19 protein-coding genes are annotated in these 17,455 nt (G+C 67.2%); 6 read left to right on the top strand and 13 right to left on the bottom strand.

The window, feature by feature from the left end:
* Positions 1-9: 9 nt before the first annotated feature.
* Positions 10-804 (bottom strand): cell cycle transcriptional regulator TrcR, encoded by a 795-nt coding sequence (locus tag GC146_RS09595; RefSeq protein ID WP_291837428.1) that lies wholly within the window; start codon positions 802-804, stop codon positions 10-12.
* Positions 805-929: 125 nt separating this feature from the next.
* Here GC146_RS09595 and GC146_RS09590 point away from each other — a divergent pair, with 125 nt between their 5' ends.
* A complete protein-coding gene (locus tag GC146_RS09590; protein ID WP_291837426.1) occupies positions 930-1,562 on the top strand; it encodes a ribonuclease T2 in 633 nt (210 codons plus the stop codon).
* Between the two features lie 9 nt (positions 1,563-1,571).
* Here GC146_RS09590 and GC146_RS09585 read toward each other — a convergent pair whose 3' ends face one another.
* The 4 genes from GC146_RS09585 to GC146_RS09570 form a co-directional block, all read right to left on the bottom strand.
* Positions 1,572-2,012: a VOC family protein gene (locus GC146_RS09585; RefSeq protein WP_291837424.1), complete on the bottom strand. Its 441-nt coding sequence runs from the start codon at positions 2,010-2,012 to the stop codon at positions 1,572-1,574.
* An 80-nt stretch (positions 2,013-2,092) separates the two neighbouring features.
* Positions 2,093-2,551, bottom strand: a complete 459-nt coding sequence (locus tag GC146_RS09580) for an STAS/SEC14 domain-containing protein (RefSeq protein ID WP_291837422.1) — start codon at positions 2,549-2,551, stop codon at positions 2,093-2,095.
* Positions 2,552-2,619: 68 nt separating this feature from the next.
* On the bottom strand, positions 2,620-3,603 hold the full coding sequence (locus tag GC146_RS09575) for an NAD(P)H-quinone oxidoreductase (protein ID WP_291837420.1): 984 nt from the start codon (positions 3,601-3,603) through the stop codon (positions 2,620-2,622).
* 160 nt (positions 3,604-3,763) lie between these two features.
* On the bottom strand, positions 3,764-4,468 hold the full coding sequence (locus GC146_RS09570) for a COQ9 family protein (protein WP_291837418.1): 705 nt from the start codon (positions 4,466-4,468) through the stop codon (positions 3,764-3,766).
* A gap of 107 nt (positions 4,469-4,575) precedes the next feature.
* Between GC146_RS09570 and rpsU the strand changes: the two genes are divergently transcribed.
* From rpsU to GC146_RS09555, 3 genes are all read left to right on the top strand, one after another.
* On the top strand, positions 4,576-4,782 hold the full coding sequence (gene rpsU, locus GC146_RS09565) for a 30S ribosomal protein S21 (protein WP_291837416.1): 207 nt from the start codon (positions 4,576-4,578) through the stop codon (positions 4,780-4,782).
* Between the two features lie 234 nt (positions 4,783-5,016).
* Positions 5,017-6,330, top strand: a complete 1,314-nt coding sequence (locus tag GC146_RS09560) for a chloride channel protein (RefSeq protein WP_291837413.1) — start codon at positions 5,017-5,019, stop codon at positions 6,328-6,330.
* A gap of 78 nt (positions 6,331-6,408) precedes the next feature.
* On the top strand, positions 6,409-7,671 hold the full coding sequence (locus GC146_RS09555; RefSeq protein ID WP_291837411.1) for a SulP family inorganic anion transporter: 1,263 nt from the start codon (positions 6,409-6,411) through the stop codon (positions 7,669-7,671).
* Here the strand turns inward: GC146_RS09555 and GC146_RS09550 are convergent.
* Positions 7,668-8,126: an Lrp/AsnC family transcriptional regulator gene (locus GC146_RS09550; RefSeq protein ID WP_291837409.1), complete on the bottom strand. Its 459-nt coding sequence runs from the start codon at positions 8,124-8,126 to the stop codon at positions 7,668-7,670. The two genes, GC146_RS09555 and GC146_RS09550, sit on opposite strands and share 4 nt — an antisense overlap.
* Positions 8,127-8,260: 134 nt before the next feature.
* On the opposite strand from GC146_RS09550, the gene ald reads away from it, so the two are divergent.
* The gene (ald, locus tag GC146_RS09545; RefSeq protein WP_291837406.1) at positions 8,261-9,373 is read left to right on the top strand and encodes an alanine dehydrogenase; all 1,113 of its coding nucleotides are present in this window, start codon (positions 8,261-8,263) and stop codon (positions 9,371-9,373) included.
* A gap of 133 nt (positions 9,374-9,506) precedes the next feature.
* Here ald and mscL read toward each other — a convergent pair whose 3' ends face one another.
* The 4 genes from mscL to GC146_RS09525 all read right to left on the bottom strand — a co-directional run bounded on the left by mscL (position 9,507) and on the right by GC146_RS09525 (position 14,433).
* Positions 9,507-9,935 (bottom strand): large conductance mechanosensitive channel protein MscL, encoded by a 429-nt coding sequence (gene mscL, locus GC146_RS09540; RefSeq protein WP_291837404.1) that lies wholly within the window; start codon positions 9,933-9,935, stop codon positions 9,507-9,509.
* 102 nt (positions 9,936-10,037) lie between these two features.
* The gene (locus tag GC146_RS09535; protein WP_291837402.1) at positions 10,038-11,642 is read right to left on the bottom strand and encodes an FAD-dependent oxidoreductase; all 1,605 of its coding nucleotides are present in this window, start codon (positions 11,640-11,642) and stop codon (positions 10,038-10,040) included.
* A 102-nt stretch (positions 11,643-11,744) separates the two neighbouring features.
* Positions 11,745-14,141: a phenylalanine--tRNA ligase subunit beta gene (gene pheT, locus GC146_RS09530; RefSeq protein WP_291837400.1), complete on the bottom strand. Its 2,397-nt coding sequence runs from the start codon at positions 14,139-14,141 to the stop codon at positions 11,745-11,747.
* A 10-nt stretch (positions 14,142-14,151) separates the two neighbouring features.
* Positions 14,152-14,433 carry a YrhK family protein gene (locus GC146_RS09525; protein ID WP_291837398.1) on the bottom strand — a complete coding sequence of 94 codons (282 nt, stop codon included), beginning with the start codon at positions 14,431-14,433 and terminating at the stop codon, positions 14,152-14,154.
* A 141-nt stretch (positions 14,434-14,574) separates the two neighbouring features.
* Between GC146_RS09525 and GC146_RS09520 the strand changes: the two genes are divergently transcribed.
* On the top strand, positions 14,575-14,955 hold the full coding sequence (locus tag GC146_RS09520) for a hypothetical protein (protein WP_291837396.1): 381 nt from the start codon (positions 14,575-14,577) through the stop codon (positions 14,953-14,955).
* Here GC146_RS09520 and GC146_RS09515 read toward each other — a convergent pair.
* From GC146_RS09515 to pheS, 3 genes are all read right to left on the bottom strand, one after another.
* Complete coding sequence (locus GC146_RS09515; protein ID WP_291837394.1) at positions 14,952-15,719, bottom strand: type 1 glutamine amidotransferase; 768 nt, start codon at positions 15,717-15,719, stop codon at positions 14,952-14,954. The genes GC146_RS09520 and GC146_RS09515 overlap by 4 nt on opposite strands.
* Positions 15,720-15,800: 81 nt before the next feature.
* Positions 15,801-16,232: an ASCH domain-containing protein gene (locus GC146_RS09510; RefSeq protein ID WP_291837393.1), complete on the bottom strand. Its 432-nt coding sequence runs from the start codon at positions 16,230-16,232 to the stop codon at positions 15,801-15,803.
* Between the two features lie 115 nt (positions 16,233-16,347).
* Positions 16,348-17,421 (bottom strand): phenylalanine--tRNA ligase subunit alpha, encoded by a 1,074-nt coding sequence (gene pheS, locus GC146_RS09505; RefSeq protein ID WP_291838505.1) that lies wholly within the window; start codon positions 17,419-17,421, stop codon positions 16,348-16,350.
* Positions 17,422-17,455 lie beyond the last annotated feature (34 nt).

Here is a 17,455-nt window from a genome sequence, read left to right as displayed (position 1 = left end):
GCGGGCAGGTCAGCGGCGCGATTTGGCGTCGTCTTCCTCGTCGTCGTCCTCGTCGCCTTCGGGCAGGTTGAAGAAGCTTTCGGCGTCCGAGAAGTCAGCCTTGCTGTCGCGCGGGTCCTCGGCCTCTTCCTTGCTGTCGCTTTCGCTATCAGAGAGCGTGAAGGTTTCGAGGCCGGCGATGGCGGTGGGCATCCGCGGTTCGGGTGCCATGCCAAGGCTCTGCTCGGTCGAGACCAGCTTGCGCCGTTCGTCGTCCGACATCACGCCGCCCTCGCGGGCCTTCTTGGCGTTGGCCTTCTGCACGGCGGCGTCCAGCTCGGACTGCTTGCACAGGCCCAGCGCGACCGGGTCGATCGGGTCGATCGAGCCGATGTTCCAGTGGGTCCGGTCGCGGATCGCCTGGATGGTCGGCTTGGTGGTGCCGACCAGTTTCGAGACCTGACCGTCGGACAGTTCAGGGTGGAACTTGACCAGCCACAGAATGGCGGCCGGCCGGTCCTGCCGCTTGGACAGCGGCGTGTAGCGCGGACCGCGGCGCTTTTCCTCGCCCACGGCGGCGGCGTTGAACTTCAGCTTCAGCTTGTGCAGCGGGTTTTTCTCGCCGGTGGCGATTTCCTCGGCGGTCAGCTGGTTGTTGGCGATCGGGTCGAAACCCTTGACGCCCGCAGCCACGTCCCCGTCGGCGATGCCCTGCACCTCGAGTTCATGCATGCCGCAGAAGTCGGCGATCTGCCGGAAGCTGAGGGTGGTGTTGTCCACCAGCCAGACGGCGGTGGCGCGGGCCATGATCGGTTTGTCGGACATAAGACGTCTCCTTGTGAACAAGACTTCCCCGCGCCCTTGAGGGGGCAGACCGTTTCCGGCCGGGTTCACGTTGTCGGGGAACTTGGGGGCTATATAGTCGGGCGGAGTTACGGAGAAAAGAACAAATGTTGCGCCTGATTGCCGCCCTGCTGATCGCCGCCGCCAGTACTGCCCGCGCCGAGGATGTGCCGGGGCGTTTCGATTACTACGTCATGTCGTTGTCGTGGTCGCCTGACTGGTGCGCGCTGCAGGGCGATGCGCGCGGCTCGCCGCAATGCGAGGCGGGGCGCGGCAATGGCTGGCTGCTGCACGGGCTTTGGCCGCAATATGCCCACGGCTATCCGCAGGATTGTCGCAGCCGCTTTGCTGCGCCCGGCCGCGCTGAGACGGCCGCGATGGCCGACATCATGGGCACCCCGGGGCTGGCCTGGCACGAGTGGCAGGCGCATGGCAGCTGCAGCGGTTTGACACCGCACGACTATTACGCGCTGGCGCGGCAGGCCTATGCCACGGTCGTGCGGCCACCGGTGTTTCGCAAACTGACAGGCGAGGTGGTGCTGCCTGCCCATGTCGTCGAAGAGGCGTTCTTGCGCGACAATCCGGGGATGACGGGGAACATGATCACCATCACCTGCCAGTCGGGCTATATTCAGGAGGCGCGCATCTGCCTGACCCGCGACCTGCAATTGCGCGCCTGCGGCGCGGACGTGGCACGCGACTGCACGCTGGACGGTGCCCGGTTCGCGCCGGTGCGGTAGGCGGCCGTGTCAGGTGCGGCCGTCGGGGTATTCGGCGGGGCCCTTGATTTCGAGTTTGTTGCCGAAGGGGTCGCGGATGTAGAACGAATGGCCCATGCCGCGCGCACCGCCATGCATCGCCTCGCGCTCGATTGCGACGTTGTGCCGGGCGAGGTGGGCGCGCAATGCGTCATGTTCAAACGGACCGGTGGCGATGCAGACATGATCGACGTTGCGCCCGCCAGCGACAGGCGGCACGGCCCCTGCCGCGCCGGGATGGGTCGTGTCCCACAGCACGATCAGCGAAGATCCGGCCCAGACCTGCTCCATCCCCAGCCCGGGGTAGGAATAGCCGGGCGGGCAGCCCAGAACCTCGCGGTAAAAGGTCACGGCCCGGTCCAGATCATCGACCAGAAACACGACATGGTCGATGCCGGTCAGTGAAAAGGGGATGTCGCGGTGGGTGGTCATGCGGGCCTCTTGTCCAAGCGGCACGACCCTAGCCGCGCCGTCCTGCTGCGGCAATCGGGCAGGCGATGGGCATCCCGCAATTACGGCTCTTCGGACTGGAAGTCTTCCATCGTCTGCAGCTTGTGGGTGACATCGACGCCGGGTTCGTGCGGCGGTTCGTTGCCGGGCGCCTTGACCCATTCCTCGGCCTGGTGGCGTTCGGACAGCGCAAACACATGGACCGGCGCCGGGATCAGTGGCGCGAACATGCGCGCGCCGTTGCGGATCCAGCCCACATCGGTCACCAGCGCCACGCGGGCAAAGTCGCGCAGGTGCGACAGGCCAAGGCGCGTGTCGTCCCACATCGCGCTGACCGTGTAGCCGGCGAAATCGCGTGCGATCAGGTAGAAGAGCTTTATCTTGCCCTCGGCCTTGATGCGCGCCTCGATCAACGGGATCAGCGTCTGTTCATAATCGGCGCGGGTGATTTCGCCATGCGCCTCGATCGCCACCACGTCGGCGGGAAAGCCGTCGAGGATCGTGAAGTTCGACTTGGTCATCTTTTTCCTCCGCTTGGCTGGGCAAAGCCTAACCTAGCGGAACGGGCGCCGCCCGGCCTTGACCGATATCAACCGACCTTCAGCACGATCTTGCCGATATGCGCGCCGTCCTCGAGGCGAGCATGGGCGGCGGCGGCCTCGCCCAGCGGGAAATCGCTATCCATCACCGGCGCGATGCGGCCGGCATCGAGCAGCGGCCAGACCTCGGTGCGCAGCGCCGCGGCTATGCGCGCCTTGGCGAGCTCCGATTGCGGTCTGAGGGTAGAGCCGGTCAGCGTCAGTCGCCGCATCATCAGCGGTGCGAGGTTCACCGTGACCTTCGGGCCCTGCAGAAAGGCGATCTGCACCAGCCGCCCATCGTCGGCGAGCGCGGCAAGGTTGCGCGCCACGTAATCGCCGCCGACCATGTCGAGGATGACATCGGCCCCGCCGCGGGCCTTCATCTCTTCCACGAAATCGGCCTCTCGATAGTTGATGGCCGCCTCGGCGCCAAGCGACACACAGACCGCGCATTTCTCGTCCGATCCGGCGGTCGCGAACACGCGCGCGCCCTTGGCGCGGGCCAGCTGAATTGCCGTGGTGCCGATGCCACTCGATCCGCCATGGACAAGAAACCTTTCGCCTGCCTGCAGGCCCGCGCGCATGAAGACGTTGGACCAGACGGTGAAGAAGGTTTCGGGCAGGCAGGCCGCGGCGCGCATGTCCATGCCCTGCGGCACGGGCAGGCAGTGGGCGGCCGGGGTCACCACGAACTGCGCATAGCCGCCACCGGGCAGCAGCGCGCAGACCTTGTCGCCCACCGCGGGCCATGTCACGCCGGGGCCTGTCGCCACGACCTCGCCCGCCGCCTCCAGCCCCGGCAGGTCCGAGGCGCCGGGCGGCGGGGCATAGGCCCCTGCGCGCTGCAGCGCGTCGGGGCGGTTGACGCCTGCATAGTCCACCCGGATCAGCACTTGTCCGTGGCCGGGTTCGGGCACCGGACGGTCCACCATGGTCAACACCTCGGGGCCGCCGGGACGGGAGATTTCAACCGCGCGCATCGTCTTTGTCATCGTCACTGATCCTTTCGCGTGGGTCGCACCGTCATTCGGCGCATCATGGCATGGCCCATCCGCACGAACGCGCCCCGCTGCCCGCCACTTGATCGCGCAAAGCCGCGCCCTGAACAAGGTTTCGGGTTGCGCACCGCCGGATCGGCAGCTTGTCGCGGGCTCAGGGCTGGCCGCGCGGCGCCCAGATGCCGGGCAGGTCCACCGGCGGCATCCGCGGCGGCGCCTTGATCCGCGACATCAGCCCCTCGGCCTGCTTGACCAGCGGGCCAAGGAAGCGGTTTCCGCGCGCCTGCGCCTTGGCTTTTTCCACCTGCATCACGTTCTCGATCCGGCGGGCGATGAAGGCGTCGGTCGCGGTGGCTCCCTCGCTCTGGTCGCCCAGCCAGTAAAGCACGCAGGAGGCATAGACAGCCGACAGGATGGCCCGCTTGGAATACCAGTTCACATCGTCCGACGTGTCGCCCAGCGCGTCCCAGATCAGGTCTGCCGTGCCCCAGACCAGCCGCGCGCCATCGGCCGCGAGATGCGGCAGCGCGAAAAGCGCGGTGCCGCGGCGCACCACCTCCTTGTCGTCGATGGCATCAAGCCGCAGACGGATCGCGCGGGACACCTTTTCCGAGTAGCGCAACGCCGACATGTCGGCCTTGTGCAGCGCGGCCAGCATGGCGGCGTCGCCGCGCTGGTGATAGGCGATGGCAAGGTCCACCGCGCCGCGCGGGCACAAAGTGCGGGCATGGGCCGCATCCATCCCCACCTGTGCCACCGCTGCATCAAAGGCGCGCGGGGCCCAGCCGTCAAAGACCACATGCGGCAGAATCGCGTCCAGAAGCGCGTCCTTGGCGGGGTCGATGCGGGGCTCTGACATGGGTTTGCTCCTTCTGGGACGAACCCTAGACAAGATAGGGGGCCTTTGCTATACGGCCACCTCCTGCAATTTTTGCAAATCCAACTTAGAGAGGTGGTGAAAACCACATGCAGGTAAGTGTTCGTGACAACAACGTCGATCAGGCCCTGCGGGCCCTGAAGAAGAAGTTGCAGCGCGAAGGCGTGTTCCGCGAAATGAAGCTCAAGCAGCATTTCGAGAAACCCTCCGTCAAGAAAGCGCGCGAGAAGGCCGAGGCGATCCGCCGCCAGCGCAAACTCGCCCGCAAGAAACTGCAGCGCGAGGGGCTGCTTTAAGGCATCCCTTACGACGTGATGTGACTGAAACGACCCCCGTTGGCCCAAGCCTGCGGGGGTTTGTCGTTCTGGCGTTGCATCTGTCGCGCACAGGTCGGTGATTGGCAGGAATTGTCGGCCTTCGGCCTTGCACCTGCCGCACAGTCGGTGCATCCGACGCGCGAAGGAAGGGAACGTGCGATGAAGGGCCCACGCGGTTACCAGTTTGCAGCCTTCCGGCGATCACGCCGGCTGATGACCTCACCGCGCCTCTGGCGCACACGGCTGGTCTTCTGGGCGGGCGCACTGGCGATCGGCGCGATCAGCGCGGCGTTTGCCCATGTCGCCGACCTTGCGCAGGGCTTCTTCCACGGCATGTCCGGCCAGCATGGCAGCGAATGGCAATACCTGCCGTTGCTGGTCACGCCGCTTGGCTTCATCTTCTGCGCGTGGATGGGCGAGGTATATTTTCCCGGTTCACAAGGCAGTGGCATTCCGCAGGCGATCGCCGCGCGCGCGCTGCGCGAGGACCCCGACAAGGGCGGATACCTGTCGCTGCGGATGGTCTTTGGCAAGATCGCCCTGACGGTGGTAGGCCTTGGCACCGGCGCCTCGATCGGGCGCGAGGGGCCGACGGTGCAGGTCGGTGCGGCACTGATGCAGCAATCTGCCCGGATCGGCGGCATGTCACATTCCCGCGGCCTGATCCTTGCCGGTTCGGCAGCAGGCATCGCCGCGGCCTTCAACACGCCGCTGGCCGGTGTTGTCTTTGCCATCGAGGAAATGAGCCGCAGCTACCAGGCGCGCACCAACGGCACGGTGCTGTCGGCGGTGATCATCGCCGGTGTTGCCTCGCTGGCGCTGGTCGGCAGCTACAGCTATTTCGGGTACGCCCATCACACCGCGGCCTTTCCGGGCGATTGGCCGCTGGTCATCACCTGCGGGGTCATCGGCGGGGCGCTGGGTGGCCTTTTCAGCCGCGGCACGGTCTGGCTTGTGCAACGGATCCGGCGCTGGCGCGCGGGCAAGTCGCGCTGGATGCTGGTCGCGGTGGCAGGCGTTGCGGGCCTCGTCGTGGCGGTGCTGGGCGTGGCGACCGGCGGGCTGACCTTCGGCACCGGCTACGAACAGGCGCGACTTGCCGTCGAGGGCACGCACCTGCCCGCGGTGTTCTTTCTAGCCAAGTTCTTCGCGACGCTGGCCTCGACCGTGTCGGGCATTCCCGGTGGCCTCTTCGCGCCGTCGCTGGCCGTTGGTGCTGGCCTTGGCAGCACGCTGGGAGTGATTTTCGGCTCGTCCATTACTCTGGCCGCGGTGCTGGGGATGGCGGGCTATTTCGCGGGCGTCGTGCAGGCGCCGATGACCGCCTTCGTCATCATCGTCGAGATGACCGGCAACCACGATAACGTTGTGCCGGTGATGGCAGCCTCGATGCTGGGCTACGGGGTTAGCCGGGTGCTGGCGCCGCATCCGCTGTATCACGCCTTGTCACGGCTATTCGTGGCCGACGCGATCCGCCGCCGCCGTGCGATCGTGCATGCCGCAACACCCGCACAAGCCGCAGAATAGTCCCCGGGCGAGGCGTCTGGAAACTTCGTCCGGTCAGGCGTAAGCAGACGACACACCCCTAAGCATTGGTATGTTTTCATGCGTCCCGAGATTCTGCACACCGTCCGTTCCTATGATCGGGCGACACTTCCCCATGACGTTCTGGCCGGCATCACCGTCGCGATGGTTGCGCTGCCGCTTAGCCTTGCGATCGCCATCGCCTCGGGCGCGGATCCCGGCAAGGGCCTGATCACCGCGATCATCGGCGGATTCCTGATTTCTGCGCTGGGTGGCAGCAAGGTGCAGATCGGCGGACCAACCGGCGCGTTCATCGTCGTCGTCTACGGGGTGATCGCCGCACATGGCTATGGGGGACTGGTCGCGGCGACGCTGATGGCCGGGGCGATCCTTGTCGTGGCGGGCTACCTGCGCGTTGGCAACCTGATTGCCTACATCCCCGAGGCGGTGGTCAACGGCTTTACCATCGGCATCGCCATCATCATCGCGACCAGCCAGGTGCAGGATCTGCTGGGCCTGTCGGCAACACATGTCCCGGCCGATTTCTTTCCCAAGGTCGCGGCGCTTTGGGCGGCGCGCGGTTCGCTACGCCCGGAAACGCTGGCTGTCGGGCTGATCACGATGGTGCTGATCGTGGCCTTCCGCCGCGCGGCCCCCCGCCTTCCGGGCCTGATCGTCGCCGTTGCGTTGACCTCGGGCGTGGTCTGGGCGCTGGGACTGCCAGTCGACAGCATCGTGTCACGGTTTGGCGAGCTGCCGCGCACCCTTCCCGCGCCCGCCCTGCCCGACCTGTCGCTCGAAAAGCTGCGCGAACTTATTCCCTCCGCCCTGATCATCGCATTTCTTGCGGCCGTCGAATCGCTGCTTTCGGCGATGGTCGCCGACCGGATGATCGACGCGCGTCACCGGCCCAATGCCGAGGTCGCCGCGCAGGGTTTTGCCAACATGGGCTCCGCCCTGTTCGGCGGGATGCCGGTAACTGGTGCGATCGCGCGCACCGCCACCAATGTGCGGGCGGGCGGGCGCACCCCGGTCGCCGGAATGGTACATGCGGCGACGGTACTGGTGGTGATGTGGGTTGCCGCGCCGCTGGCGGGTCACCTTGCCATGCCGGCGCTGGCGGGCCTTCTTATCCTGACCGCGTGGAACATGTCAGAGCCGCACAAATGGCGCAGCTACATGCAGGCGCGCGTGTCGGACCGGGTGCTTTTGCTGCTGACATTGACACTGACGGTAGTGGCAAACCTGACGCTGGCCATCGGCGTCGGCGTGGCACTGGGCCTTGCGCTGCGGCTGCGGCGCAACGACGTGAAACCGGCGGAGTGGCACACCCCAGAGCATTAGACCGGCAGCGCGGTGGTCTGCGTCACCGTGCGCAAGGCAAAGCTGGACTGCATCTGCGCCACGCCCGGCAAGGTGGCCAGGTAGCGGCGATGGATGCGCGCGAAATCGTCTGTGTCCCGCGCGGTGACCTTCAGAAGGTAGTCAGCCGAGCCTGCCATCAGGTGGCATTCCAGCACCTCCGGCACGCGGGCCACCGCGCGCTCGAAGGCGTCCAGCACCTCGTCGGCCTGCCCGCTCAGCGTGATCTCGACGAAAACCGTGGTCGGGCGGCCCAGCGCGCGCGGGTCCAGCAGCGCGACATAGCCGGTGATCAGTCCGGCCTTTTCCATCCGTTGCACCCGCCGGAAACAGGCCGAGGGAGACAGGTTCACCAGCTCCGACAGCTCGGCATTCGACAGGCGCCCGTCCTTTTGCAACGCGACCAGCAGTCGACGATCTGTTGCGTCAATTTCCATATTGGACAATGGCTTTCTTTTGCGGGCCCGATCAACGCACATTCTTTGCGAATCAGGGCCAAAAGCCAAGCCTGATTCCCAAGCATTTGCGCGCCCGTTTGCCCATCCTGTCGACAATCAACAGGAGGATCCCCATGCACATCGGCTGCCCCAAGGAAATCAAACCGCAGGAATTTCGCGTGGGCCTGACGCCCAATGCCGCGCGCGAGGCCGTGGCCCATGGCCATACCGTGACGGTACAGACCGAAGCGGGCCTTGGCGCCGGGTTTCCCGATGCCGACTACGTCGCCGCCGGGGCGCAGATTGCGGCCAGTGCTGCCGATGTCTTCGCCGCAGCCGACATGATCGTGAAGGTGAAAGAGCCGCAGGCGGTCGAGCGCAAGATGCTGCGCGAAGGGCAGATCCTGTTCACTTACCTCCACCTCGCCCCCGATCCCGAGCAGACTCACGACCTGCTGAAATCCGGCGCCACATGCATCGCCTACGAGACGGTGACGGACGACCGCGGCGGCCTGCCCCTGCTGGCGCCGATGTCCGAGGTTGCCGGGCGGCTTGCGCCGCAGGTGGGCGCCTGGACGTTGCAGAAGGCCAATGGCGGGCGCGGCATCCTGCTGGGCGGTGTGCCCGGCGTGGGCCCGGCCAGGGTGCTGGTGATCGGCGGCGGCGTGGTGGGCACCCATGCGGCCAAGATTGCCGCCGGGATGGGTGCAGATGTGACCGTGCTCGACCGGTCCATTCCGCGGCTGCGCGACCTTGACGATGTCTATGGCGGCACCTTCAAGAACAGCTATGCCAGCGCGGGCAACACGCTCGACTATGCGCGCGAGGCCGACCTGATCATCGGTGCGGTCCTGATCCCCGGCGCGGCTGCGCCGAAGCTGATCAGCCGCGCCATGCTGGCAGAGCTGAAGCCCGGCGCGGCGCTGGTGGACGTCGCCATCGACCAGGGCGGTTGTTTCGAGACCAGCCATGCGACCACGCACGAAAACCCGGTCTACGAGGTGGACGGCGTGATGCATTACTGCGTGGCCAACATGCCCGGCGCGGTGCCGCGCACATCAACGCTCGCGCTGGGCAACGCAACGATGCCCTTCATGCTGGCGCTGGCCGACAAGGGCTGGCAACAGGCCTGCCGCGACGACCGCCATCTGCTGGCGGGCATCAACGTGCATGCGGGCCAGTTGACTTATGCCGCCGTCGGGGCCGCCCTTGGCCTGCCCAGCGTGGACGCGGCCAGCCTGCTCTGACGCCCTGCCGCCTTTGCCTCGCAAATATCCCGGGGTGAATTGGCCCGGCAGGGCCAAGAGGGGCAGCGCCCCTCGATCCTGAAAATGGTGCAAAGGCCCGCCGGCGGCGGGCCTTTTCCGCTGGATCAGACGGTTACTTCTGTAGCGCGTCGCGGATCTGCAGCAGAACGTCGATCTCGCTCGGGCCCTTCGGCGCGGCGGGCTTGGGGGGCTCTTTCTTTTCGGCGGCGTTCTTGATCGCGTTCACGCCCTTGACCAGCATGAACACCACGAACGCGATGATGAGGAAGTTGATCACCGCGGTGATGAACGACCCATAGGCAAAGACGGCCGCACCTGCATCGCGTGCCGCGGAAAGCGACGATCCGGCGGGAACCGTGCCCTTCAGCACGACGTACATGTTGGTGAAATCCACCCCGCCAAGGATCAGCCCGATGATCGGGTTGATCAGGTCCGAGACGAGGCTGGAGACGATGGCGGTGAACGCGGCGCCGATGATGATGCCCACGGCAAGGTCCATCACGTTGCCCTTCGCGATGAAATCGCGGAATTCCTTTAGCATTTTCGTTCCCTTGTGGCTGTCCATGCGCGTCTTGTGCGCGCGTGGCCCATCTATCCGACGGGGCCCGCGATCTGCCAAGGAAAATCTGCGGCGCGGCGGCGCTTAGCCCCCGGCGCGGAGGCCCGCGGCAATCTTCTCGGCCATCATCACGGTGGGCGCGGTGGTGTTGCCGCCGATCAGCCGCGGCATGAGCGAGGCATCGACGACGCGCAGCCCGCCCAACCCGTGTACGCGCCCGGCGGTATCGGTCACGGCCATGTCATCGGTGCCCATCCGGCAGGTGCCGACGGGATGATAGATCGTGTCGGCGCGGGCGCGGATATCGGCTTCAAGCGCGGCGTCGCTGCCGTCATGAGGGTAAAGCCTGCGGCCCCGCCACGGCGCAAGCGGCGGCGCCTTCAGCAGATCGTCCATCAGCCGCGCCCCGGCCATGAGAGTGCCAAGATCGGCGGGGGCCGAGAGGAACGCGGGGTCGATCCGAGGCGGGGCGGCCGGATTGGACGAGGTCAGGCCGACCGTTCCACGGCTTTCAGGGCGCAGCACGCAGACGTGGGACGAGAAGCCGTGGGCAAGGTGGATCTTGCGCAGGTGATTGTCGACGATGCCGACGACGAAGTGGATCTGAAGGTCCGGCCGATCGAGGCCGGGACGGCTGCGGACAAAGGCCCCACCTTCGGAAAAGGGCGTGGCGAAAAGGCCGCTTCCATCCTTGCGCCAGCGCAGCCCGGCGCGGGCCAGATCCCACAGGCCCCGCGGGTTCAGCCCGACGACATCGCGGCGCGGCGAGGTGTAGCTGATGACGTAATCGAGGTGGTCCTGCAGGTTCGCCCCGACGCCCGGCAACACGTGGAGGGGCGCGATCCCATGCGCGCGCAACTCGTCCTCGGGGCCGATCCCCGACAGCAGCAGCAGTTGCGGCGTGCCGAAGGCGCCTGCCGACAGGATCACCTCGCGCCGGGCGCGCAGCGGCCGGTCCTCGCCGCCGAAGCGGGCCAGAACGCCGGTGGCGCGGCCATCGGCAACGGTGATCTTCTGCACCAGCGCGCGGGTGATGACGGTCAGGTTGCGCCGCCCCGCCGCCGGGAACAGGTAGGCCGCCGCGGCAGAACAACGTTCGCCCCGCTGCGGGCCGTCGAAATACTGCATCACCTGGTAAAGCCCCGCGCCCTCCTGCACCGGCCCGTTGAAATCGGGGTTGCGGCGGATTTGCAGGGTTTCCGCCGCCTGCACGAAGGCGTCGGCGATGGCGCGGGGGTCGTTCTGGTCGGCGACCTGCAGCGGGCCGGCATCGCCGTGTAGCGCGTCGGCGCCGCGCTGATTGCGTTCGGACATGCGGAAGTAGGGTGCGACGCTGGCCCAGTCCCAGCCCTCCGCGCCCAGATCAGCCCATTCGTCGTAGTCGCGCGGGTGGCCGCGGACGTAGAGCATGGCGTTGATCGCGGTAGAGCCGCCCAGCCCCTTGCCGCGTGGCTGGAACCCGCGGCGGCCGTTCAGCCCCGGCTGCGGTACGGTGTGCAGCGCCCAGTTATTCAACTTCGGACGGCCCGAGATCATGGCCGCGGTCAGCGCCGGGGCACGCACCAATATGCCACGCCCGTCGCCGCCCGCCTCGACAAGGCAGACCGACACGGTCGGGTCTTCGGACAGTCGCGCGGCCAGCGTCGCCCCGGCCGCCCCACCACCAACGATCACATAATCGTGTTCCATGGCGTGGATTGGCGCAGGACCCCTGCAATTTGGCAAGGCCCCTGCGCGACGACGTTGCGGCGCGACGGTATCAGCGGCGCAGGACGCCGCCCGTGGACTTTATCAGCGGCGCAGAACGCCGCCGGTGGCCTTGCCGACCTTCTCGACGATGCGGGCCGAGACGGCCTCGATCTCGGCTTCCTTCAGCGTGGCCTCGGTCGGCTGCAGCCGCACCGTGAGCGCGACCGATTTCTTGCCCTCGCCAAGGCTGCCGCCGATGAATTGGTCGAAGACGCGCACCTCGGCGATCAGCGCCTTGTCGGCCCCCTGCGCCGCATTAACCAGCGTCAGCGCCTCGACCTGCGCATCGACGACGAAGGCGAAATCGCGTTCGACCGGTTGCAGGTCGGGGGCCACCAACGCGGGCCGCGTGGCGCTGCGCGATTTCGGCAGCGGCACCTGTTCGGGCCAAAGGGTGAAAGCCACGACAGGGCCCTTCACATCCATCGCGCGCAGCACACGGGGGTGCAGCTCACCAAAGACGCCCAACACCTTCTTGGGGCCAAGGCAGATCATGCCGTGCCGGCCGGGGTGCCACCAGTTGGCCGCGCCGCGCAGGATCTGCACCTTGGCGGGTGCGCCCATCGCGGCCAGAATCGCTTCGGCGTCGGCCTTGGCGTCGTAAATGTCGACCGGGCGCGCGGTGCCGTGCACGTCCTTGGGCCCGGTGCGGCCGACAAGGATGCCGGTCACCAGCAGGTGCTGTTCCTCCGGCTCGCCGCCGTGGAAAGCATGGCCCGCCTCGAACAGCGCCATGTCGGCAAAGCCGCGCGCCTGGTTGCGGGCCGCGGCGCGCAGCAGGCCGGGCAGCAGCGCCGGGCGCATGTGGCTGAGATCAGCCGAGATCGGGTTTTCCAGCATCGTCGCATCGTCGCCGCCGCCGAAAAGGGCGGCCGCCTCGCGGTCGATGAAGCTGTAGGTGATGCATTCATTGTAGCCCAGCGCGGCCGCCATCCGCCGTGCCGCAGAGGTGCGCCGTTGCAGCGGCGTCAGGACGGGCTGCGGCACGCCCGGGGTCGGGCGGCGCATCGGCTTGCCTTGCAGCTTGGTCAGCGAGGCAATGCGCGCCACCTCTTCCACCAGATCGGCATCACCCTGGATATCGGGGCGCCAGCTGGGGACATGCGCCATCGCACCTTCCAGGCGAAAGCCCAGAGCGGTCAGCGTGCGGCGCTGCTCGGCCTCCGGGATCTCCATCCCGACAAGGCTTTGCACCCGTTTCGCGTCCAGCCGATAGGCGCGGTCAAGATGCGGCACGGCGCCTGCAGCAATGGCTTGGCTGGCCTCGCCACCGGCATGATCCACGATCATCCGCACGGCGCGTTCCAGCCCCTCGGGGGTGAAGGCGGGATCGACCCCACGCTCGAACCGGTAGCGCGCGTCGGAGTTGATCTTCAGCGCGCGGCCGGTCAGCGCGATCTGCACCGGATCCCAGTAGGCGCTTTCGACGAAAACCTCGGTCGTGTCCTCGGACACACCCGTCGCCGCGCCGCCCATGATGCCGGCGATGCTTTCCGGGCCGGTCTCGTCGGAGATCACCATCATGCCGGGCCGCAGCGTGTAGTCCTTGTCGTCGAGCGCGGTTAGCACCTCGCCGCCCTGCGCCCGATGGACCCGCAGCACGCCCTTGACCTTCGCCATGTCGAAGACGTGCAGCGGGCGGTTGAGGTCGTAGGTGAAGAAGTTGGTCACATCGACAAGGAACGAGATCGGGCGCAGCCCGATCGCACGCAGCCGGTCTTGCAGCCATTTCGGCGACGGGCCGTTGGACACGCCACGGATCACCCTTCCGCAAAAGACCGGACAGCCATCGGCGGTGTCGGCGTCGATCGTCACGGTCATGTCGCTGTCGAACTGCTCGGGCACCGCAGCGAAGGGGTTGGGTTTCAACGTGCCCAGACCCCGCGCGGCAAGATCGCGCGCGATGCCGCGCACGCCCAGCGCATCGGGGCGGTTGGGAGTGATGGCAATCTCGATCACCGGATCGACGCGGGCCGGGTCGTTGGCGGCCAGCCAGTCGGAAAACCGCTGCCCCACCTCGCCCGAAGGCAGCTCGATAATGCCGTCATGTTCGTCCGACAGCTCCAGCTCGCGCTCGGACGCCATCATGCCGAAGCTTTCGATCCCGCGGATCTTGCCCACGCCGATGGTCGTGTCGATGCCCGGCACGTAGACGCCCGGCTTGGCGACCACCACCGTGATGCCCTCGCGCGCGTTTGGCGCGCCGCAGATGATCTGCACCTCGCCCTCGTCAGTGGCCACGCGACAGACGCGCAGCTTGTCGGCATCGGGGTGTTTCTCGGCGTGCAGCACCTTGCCGATGACGAAATCCTTCAGCGCAGCGCCCCGGTCCTCGACACCTTCGACTTCGAGCCCCAGATCGGTCAGCGCCTCGGCGATCTCGGACACGGTGGCCGAGGTCTCCAGATGCTCCTTGAGCCAGCTGAGCGTGAATTTCATGTGTCTGTCCTCAGTTCCGGGTCCGGTCGGCAAGGTCGGCGTAATCGCCGATCCGCAGAAGCTTGATCTCGCGCCAGAAGCGCAGGGTGGGTTTGGCGGCGAACAGGAAAGAGCCGACAAGGAAGAACCACGTCGCCGCCACCTGCAATGACGCGTAGAAGAACATCGCCGAGCCGATGATGAAGCAGAGCGCTGCGCCGAAGTCCACCAACGTATGGGCCAGTTCGAACAGGGCCCATGTCCGGCGCGTGCGAGGGTTACGCGTGCTGTTGCTGCTATCGAAAAGTCTCATGGACCTGCCTCCTGACTGCGCTGGGTCCGGGTTTCCCGGCGGTCCTAGCCGAAAGGCCGGGCGGACGAAAGAGGGGCGCGAAGCGACCACAATTCCGACACCCTGCGTGGCTATGATGTCTGCTGAGAGAACGAGCAGAAGATGAAAACACAACGGACACCCTTGCGCGGCCCAATCCTGATCGTGATCGGGATCGCGCTGTTGCTGTCGCCGCTGGCGATCGAGCATGCACGCGAGCAGGCCAACGCCGATGCCGTCCCCGGCGAGGTGACGACTGCTGGCGGGGCTGCTGCGGCCTGCAACGCCAAGGGTGTCAATTCGATCGTCGGGCGACTGGGCTGTGACGTCAGCACTCAGACCCGACTGGACGGCGCACTGACTGCGCAAGCGCCCGCCGCGGCCTCGACCGCGACAAAGGCGGCCGGCGCTGCCCCCTCGCCACTGCCTCAGGCACCGCAGCCGACCGGACCCGTACGCCGGATCGTGGCGGGCGGTGCGGCCTTCATCCACGTCGGAAATTAGGCCGCCGCGCGCGCCCGCGTCGCGACATGGGCCAGCCAATTGCGCAACTCGGTGACCCGGGCCGCCGGGGCAAGGTCGGCCCCGTCGATGCCCAGCCGCGCCGCCGCAGCGGGCCGTTCCGATGCATCATGCAGCGCGTCGCAAAGCGCCGGATCAGCGCCGCGCCCGCGCAGGATGTCGGCCAGCCATACCGGCGCGAATTCCGGGTGGTACTGGCACCCCATGAAATCGACGCCATCACCGATCTGGGCAAAGACCTGCACCGGCGAATGGTCATTGCCGGCCAGCAGCGTCGCGCCCGGCGGCAGACGGCTGACGCTGTCGCGGTGGATACAGGGCACCGCAAAGCTGTCGGGCCGCCCGGCAAGCAGCGGATGCGCCCGCCCTTGGGGTGTTTTCGTGACGGCGACGGCCACGCCATCTTCGCGTCCGCGGGGTGAGGCTTCGCAAGCGCCGCCCAGAACCACGGCGGCCAGTTGCATTCCGTTGCATGACCCAAAGACCGGCAGGCCCGCCGCGAAGGCCGCGCGCATGGCAACGGCCAGCGGTTCGGCCCGCACATCGCCAGCGCCCCAGTCCACCGAGGAACCAGTGAAGACCACGCCGTCAGTGCCATCCAACTGGGCCGGGACGAAGGGGGCGTCATAGGGCGCGATGACGCGAAACGCGGTGTCGGGCGCCAGCGCGGCGAATTCGCGCAGGAAATGGGTGGCCTGCGGCGGCATCGGGCGGGGGTTTGATTCAACGATCGTGATGGTCAGCATGGGTGGTATCCGTTAGGTCGGCCCAGCGTTGCGCCGCGGCCCGCTAGAGGCGCGCCCGAAAACGGCGCGCGGTGTCGCGGATCAGCCCCCGGGGGGTTGGGCCAGATCCTCGACCAGATCGAAGATTTCGAAAAGCAGCAGCATCTCGGGGTCAAAGCCGCCATTGCGGGCGAAAAATCCTTGATGCCCCTCCTGCCAGCCAGACAGCGCCGCGTCCTCGCCCTCTTGCCGGGCGAGATCCCATGTGACGTCGCAGAACCGGATGCGGATCAGCTTTCGCGTGCGGATGACCAGCGCAGGCGTGCCGTCCCACGTGGTGGCGATGTCGCAGCGGCCCTCGGCGGGCATCGCGGCGGGATCATCGAGGAAATCCTGCAATCGCCCGCACGTCGCCCGCTTGGCCCCCGACCGCACCAGCGCCAGCAGCCGGTTGCACAAGTCAGGCCCATCGCCGAAGCGAAAGGTGACCGCGCCGGGATAGCGGGTTTGCAGGGTGGCGAGGGTGGCGGGCATGGCGGAAGCCTTTCAACGAAACCACAGAGGGCGGCCCCCGGCCCTGGGTGGGGGCAAAGCCCCCTCCCGGGGGGAGGGTCGGGGGCTGCCCGGCGATGCCGGGCGGGGCGCTATTTCACCGGCTCAACCCGCCATGCAGCGTCGGCACGTCCAGCGCGGCAAAGCCGTAGTGGCGCAGCCAGCGCAGGTCTGAATCGAAAAACGCGCGCAGGTCGGGGATGCCGTATTTCAGCATCGCGATCCGGTCGATCCCCAGACCGAAGGCAAAGCCCTGCCATTTCGCCGGGTCCACGTTCGCGGCCTGCAGCACCTTGGGATGCACCATGCCGCTGCCCAGAATCTCCAGCCAGTCGTCGCCCTGCCCCACCTTCAGTGTGCCACCCTCCCACGAACAGCGGATGTCGACCTCGGCCGAGGGTTCGGTGAAGGGGAAGTGCGAGGCGCGGAACCGCAGGTCGACATGGTCGACCTCGAAATAGGCCTTCACGAATTCCTCAAGGCACCATTTGAGGTTGGCCATGGAGATGTCAGTGTCGATCGCCAGCCCCTCGACCTGATGGAACATCGGCGTGTGGGTCTGGTCGTAATCGGCGCGATAGACGCGGCCCGGGGCGATGACGCGCAGCGGCGCGCCGATCCGCTCCATCGTGCGGATCTGCACCGGGCTGGTATGGGTGCGCAGCACGTGCGGCGGGCGGTTATCGCCCGGCGCGCGGTGCATGTAGAACGTGTCCATCTCGGCCCGCGCAGGGTGGTGGCCGGGGATGTTCAGCGCGTCGAAATTATACCAGTCGCTGTCGATCTGCGGGCCTTCGGCCACGGCAAAGCCCATGTCGGCGAAGATCGCAGTGACTTCCTCGGTGACCTGGCTGATCGGGTGCAGCGTGCCGGCGGGCCGGGGCCGGCCGGGCAGCGTGACGTCCAGCCATTCCTCGCGCAGGCGGGCATCGAGCGCGGCATCGGCCAGCGCGGCCTTCTTGGCCGCGAGCGCGCTGTTGATCTCGTCCTTGAGCGCGTTCAGAGCGGGGCCCGCGACCTGCCGCTCCTCGGGGCTCATCCCGCCCAGTTCGCGCATCTTCAGGCTGATCTCGCCTTTCTTGCCCAGCGCGGCGATGCGCACGTCTTCGATCGCGGCCTCGTCGGCGGCGTCGGCGATCAGCCCCAGATACTTGTTGCGCAGCGCGTCCATCGGTGCGGCCCTCATCGTCGTTCCGGCGCGGTGC

This window comes from Limimaricola sp. (assembly GCF_016125575.1).
Taxonomy (GTDB): domain Bacteria; phylum Pseudomonadota; class Alphaproteobacteria; order Rhodobacterales; family Rhodobacteraceae; genus WGLM01.
Note: the sequence above shows the minus strand (reverse complement) of the source record. Positions and strands in the feature narration are given on the sequence as shown.

Coding starts and splice junctions, on each gene's coding strand:
- pheS (WP_291838505.1), bottom strand. CDS start 17,421: ATGGACGCGCTGCGCAACAAGTATCTGGGGCTGATCGCCGACGCCGCC.
- GC146_RS09510 (WP_291837393.1), bottom strand. CDS start 16,232: ATGCCCGCCACCCTCGCCACCCTGCAAACCCGCTATCCCGGCGCGGTC.
- GC146_RS09590 (WP_291837426.1), top strand. CDS start 930: ATGTTGCGCCTGATTGCCGCCCTGCTGATCGCCGCCGCCAGTACTGCC.
- GC146_RS09595 (WP_291837428.1), bottom strand. CDS start 804: ATGTCCGACAAACCGATCATGGCCCGCGCCACCGCCGTCTGGCTGGTG.
- pheT (WP_291837400.1), bottom strand. CDS start 14,141: ATGAAATTCACGCTCAGCTGGCTCAAGGAGCATCTGGAGACCTCGGCC.
- mscL (WP_291837404.1), bottom strand. CDS start 9,935: ATGCTAAAGGAATTCCGCGATTTCATCGCGAAGGGCAACGTGATGGAC.
- GC146_RS09580 (WP_291837422.1), bottom strand. CDS start 2,551: ATGACCAAGTCGAACTTCACGATCCTCGACGGCTTTCCCGCCGACGTG.
- rpsU (WP_291837416.1), top strand. CDS start 4,576: ATGCAGGTAAGTGTTCGTGACAACAACGTCGATCAGGCCCTGCGGGCC.
- GC146_RS09525 (WP_291837398.1), bottom strand. CDS start 14,433: ATGAGACTTTTCGATAGCAGCAACAGCACGCGTAACCCTCGCACGCGC.
- GC146_RS09570 (WP_291837418.1), bottom strand. CDS start 4,468: ATGTCAGAGCCCCGCATCGACCCCGCCAAGGACGCGCTTCTGGACGCG.
- GC146_RS09585 (WP_291837424.1), bottom strand. CDS start 2,012: ATGACCACCCACCGCGACATCCCCTTTTCACTGACCGGCATCGACCAT.
- GC146_RS09535 (WP_291837402.1), bottom strand. CDS start 11,642: ATGGAACACGATTATGTGATCGTTGGTGGTGGGGCGGCCGGGGCGACG.
- GC146_RS09575 (WP_291837420.1), bottom strand. CDS start 3,603: ATGACAAAGACGATGCGCGCGGTTGAAATCTCCCGTCCCGGCGGCCCC.
- GC146_RS09555 (WP_291837411.1), top strand. CDS start 6,409: ATGCGTCCCGAGATTCTGCACACCGTCCGTTCCTATGATCGGGCGACA.
- GC146_RS09520 (WP_291837396.1), top strand. CDS start 14,575: ATGAAAACACAACGGACACCCTTGCGCGGCCCAATCCTGATCGTGATC.
- GC146_RS09550 (WP_291837409.1), bottom strand. CDS start 8,126: ATGGAAATTGACGCAACAGATCGTCGACTGCTGGTCGCGTTGCAAAAG.
- GC146_RS09515 (WP_291837394.1), bottom strand. CDS start 15,719: ATGCTGACCATCACGATCGTTGAATCAAACCCCCGCCCGATGCCGCCG.
- ald (WP_291837406.1), top strand. CDS start 8,261: ATGCACATCGGCTGCCCCAAGGAAATCAAACCGCAGGAATTTCGCGTG.
- GC146_RS09560 (WP_291837413.1), top strand. CDS start 5,017: ATGACCTCACCGCGCCTCTGGCGCACACGGCTGGTCTTCTGGGCGGGC.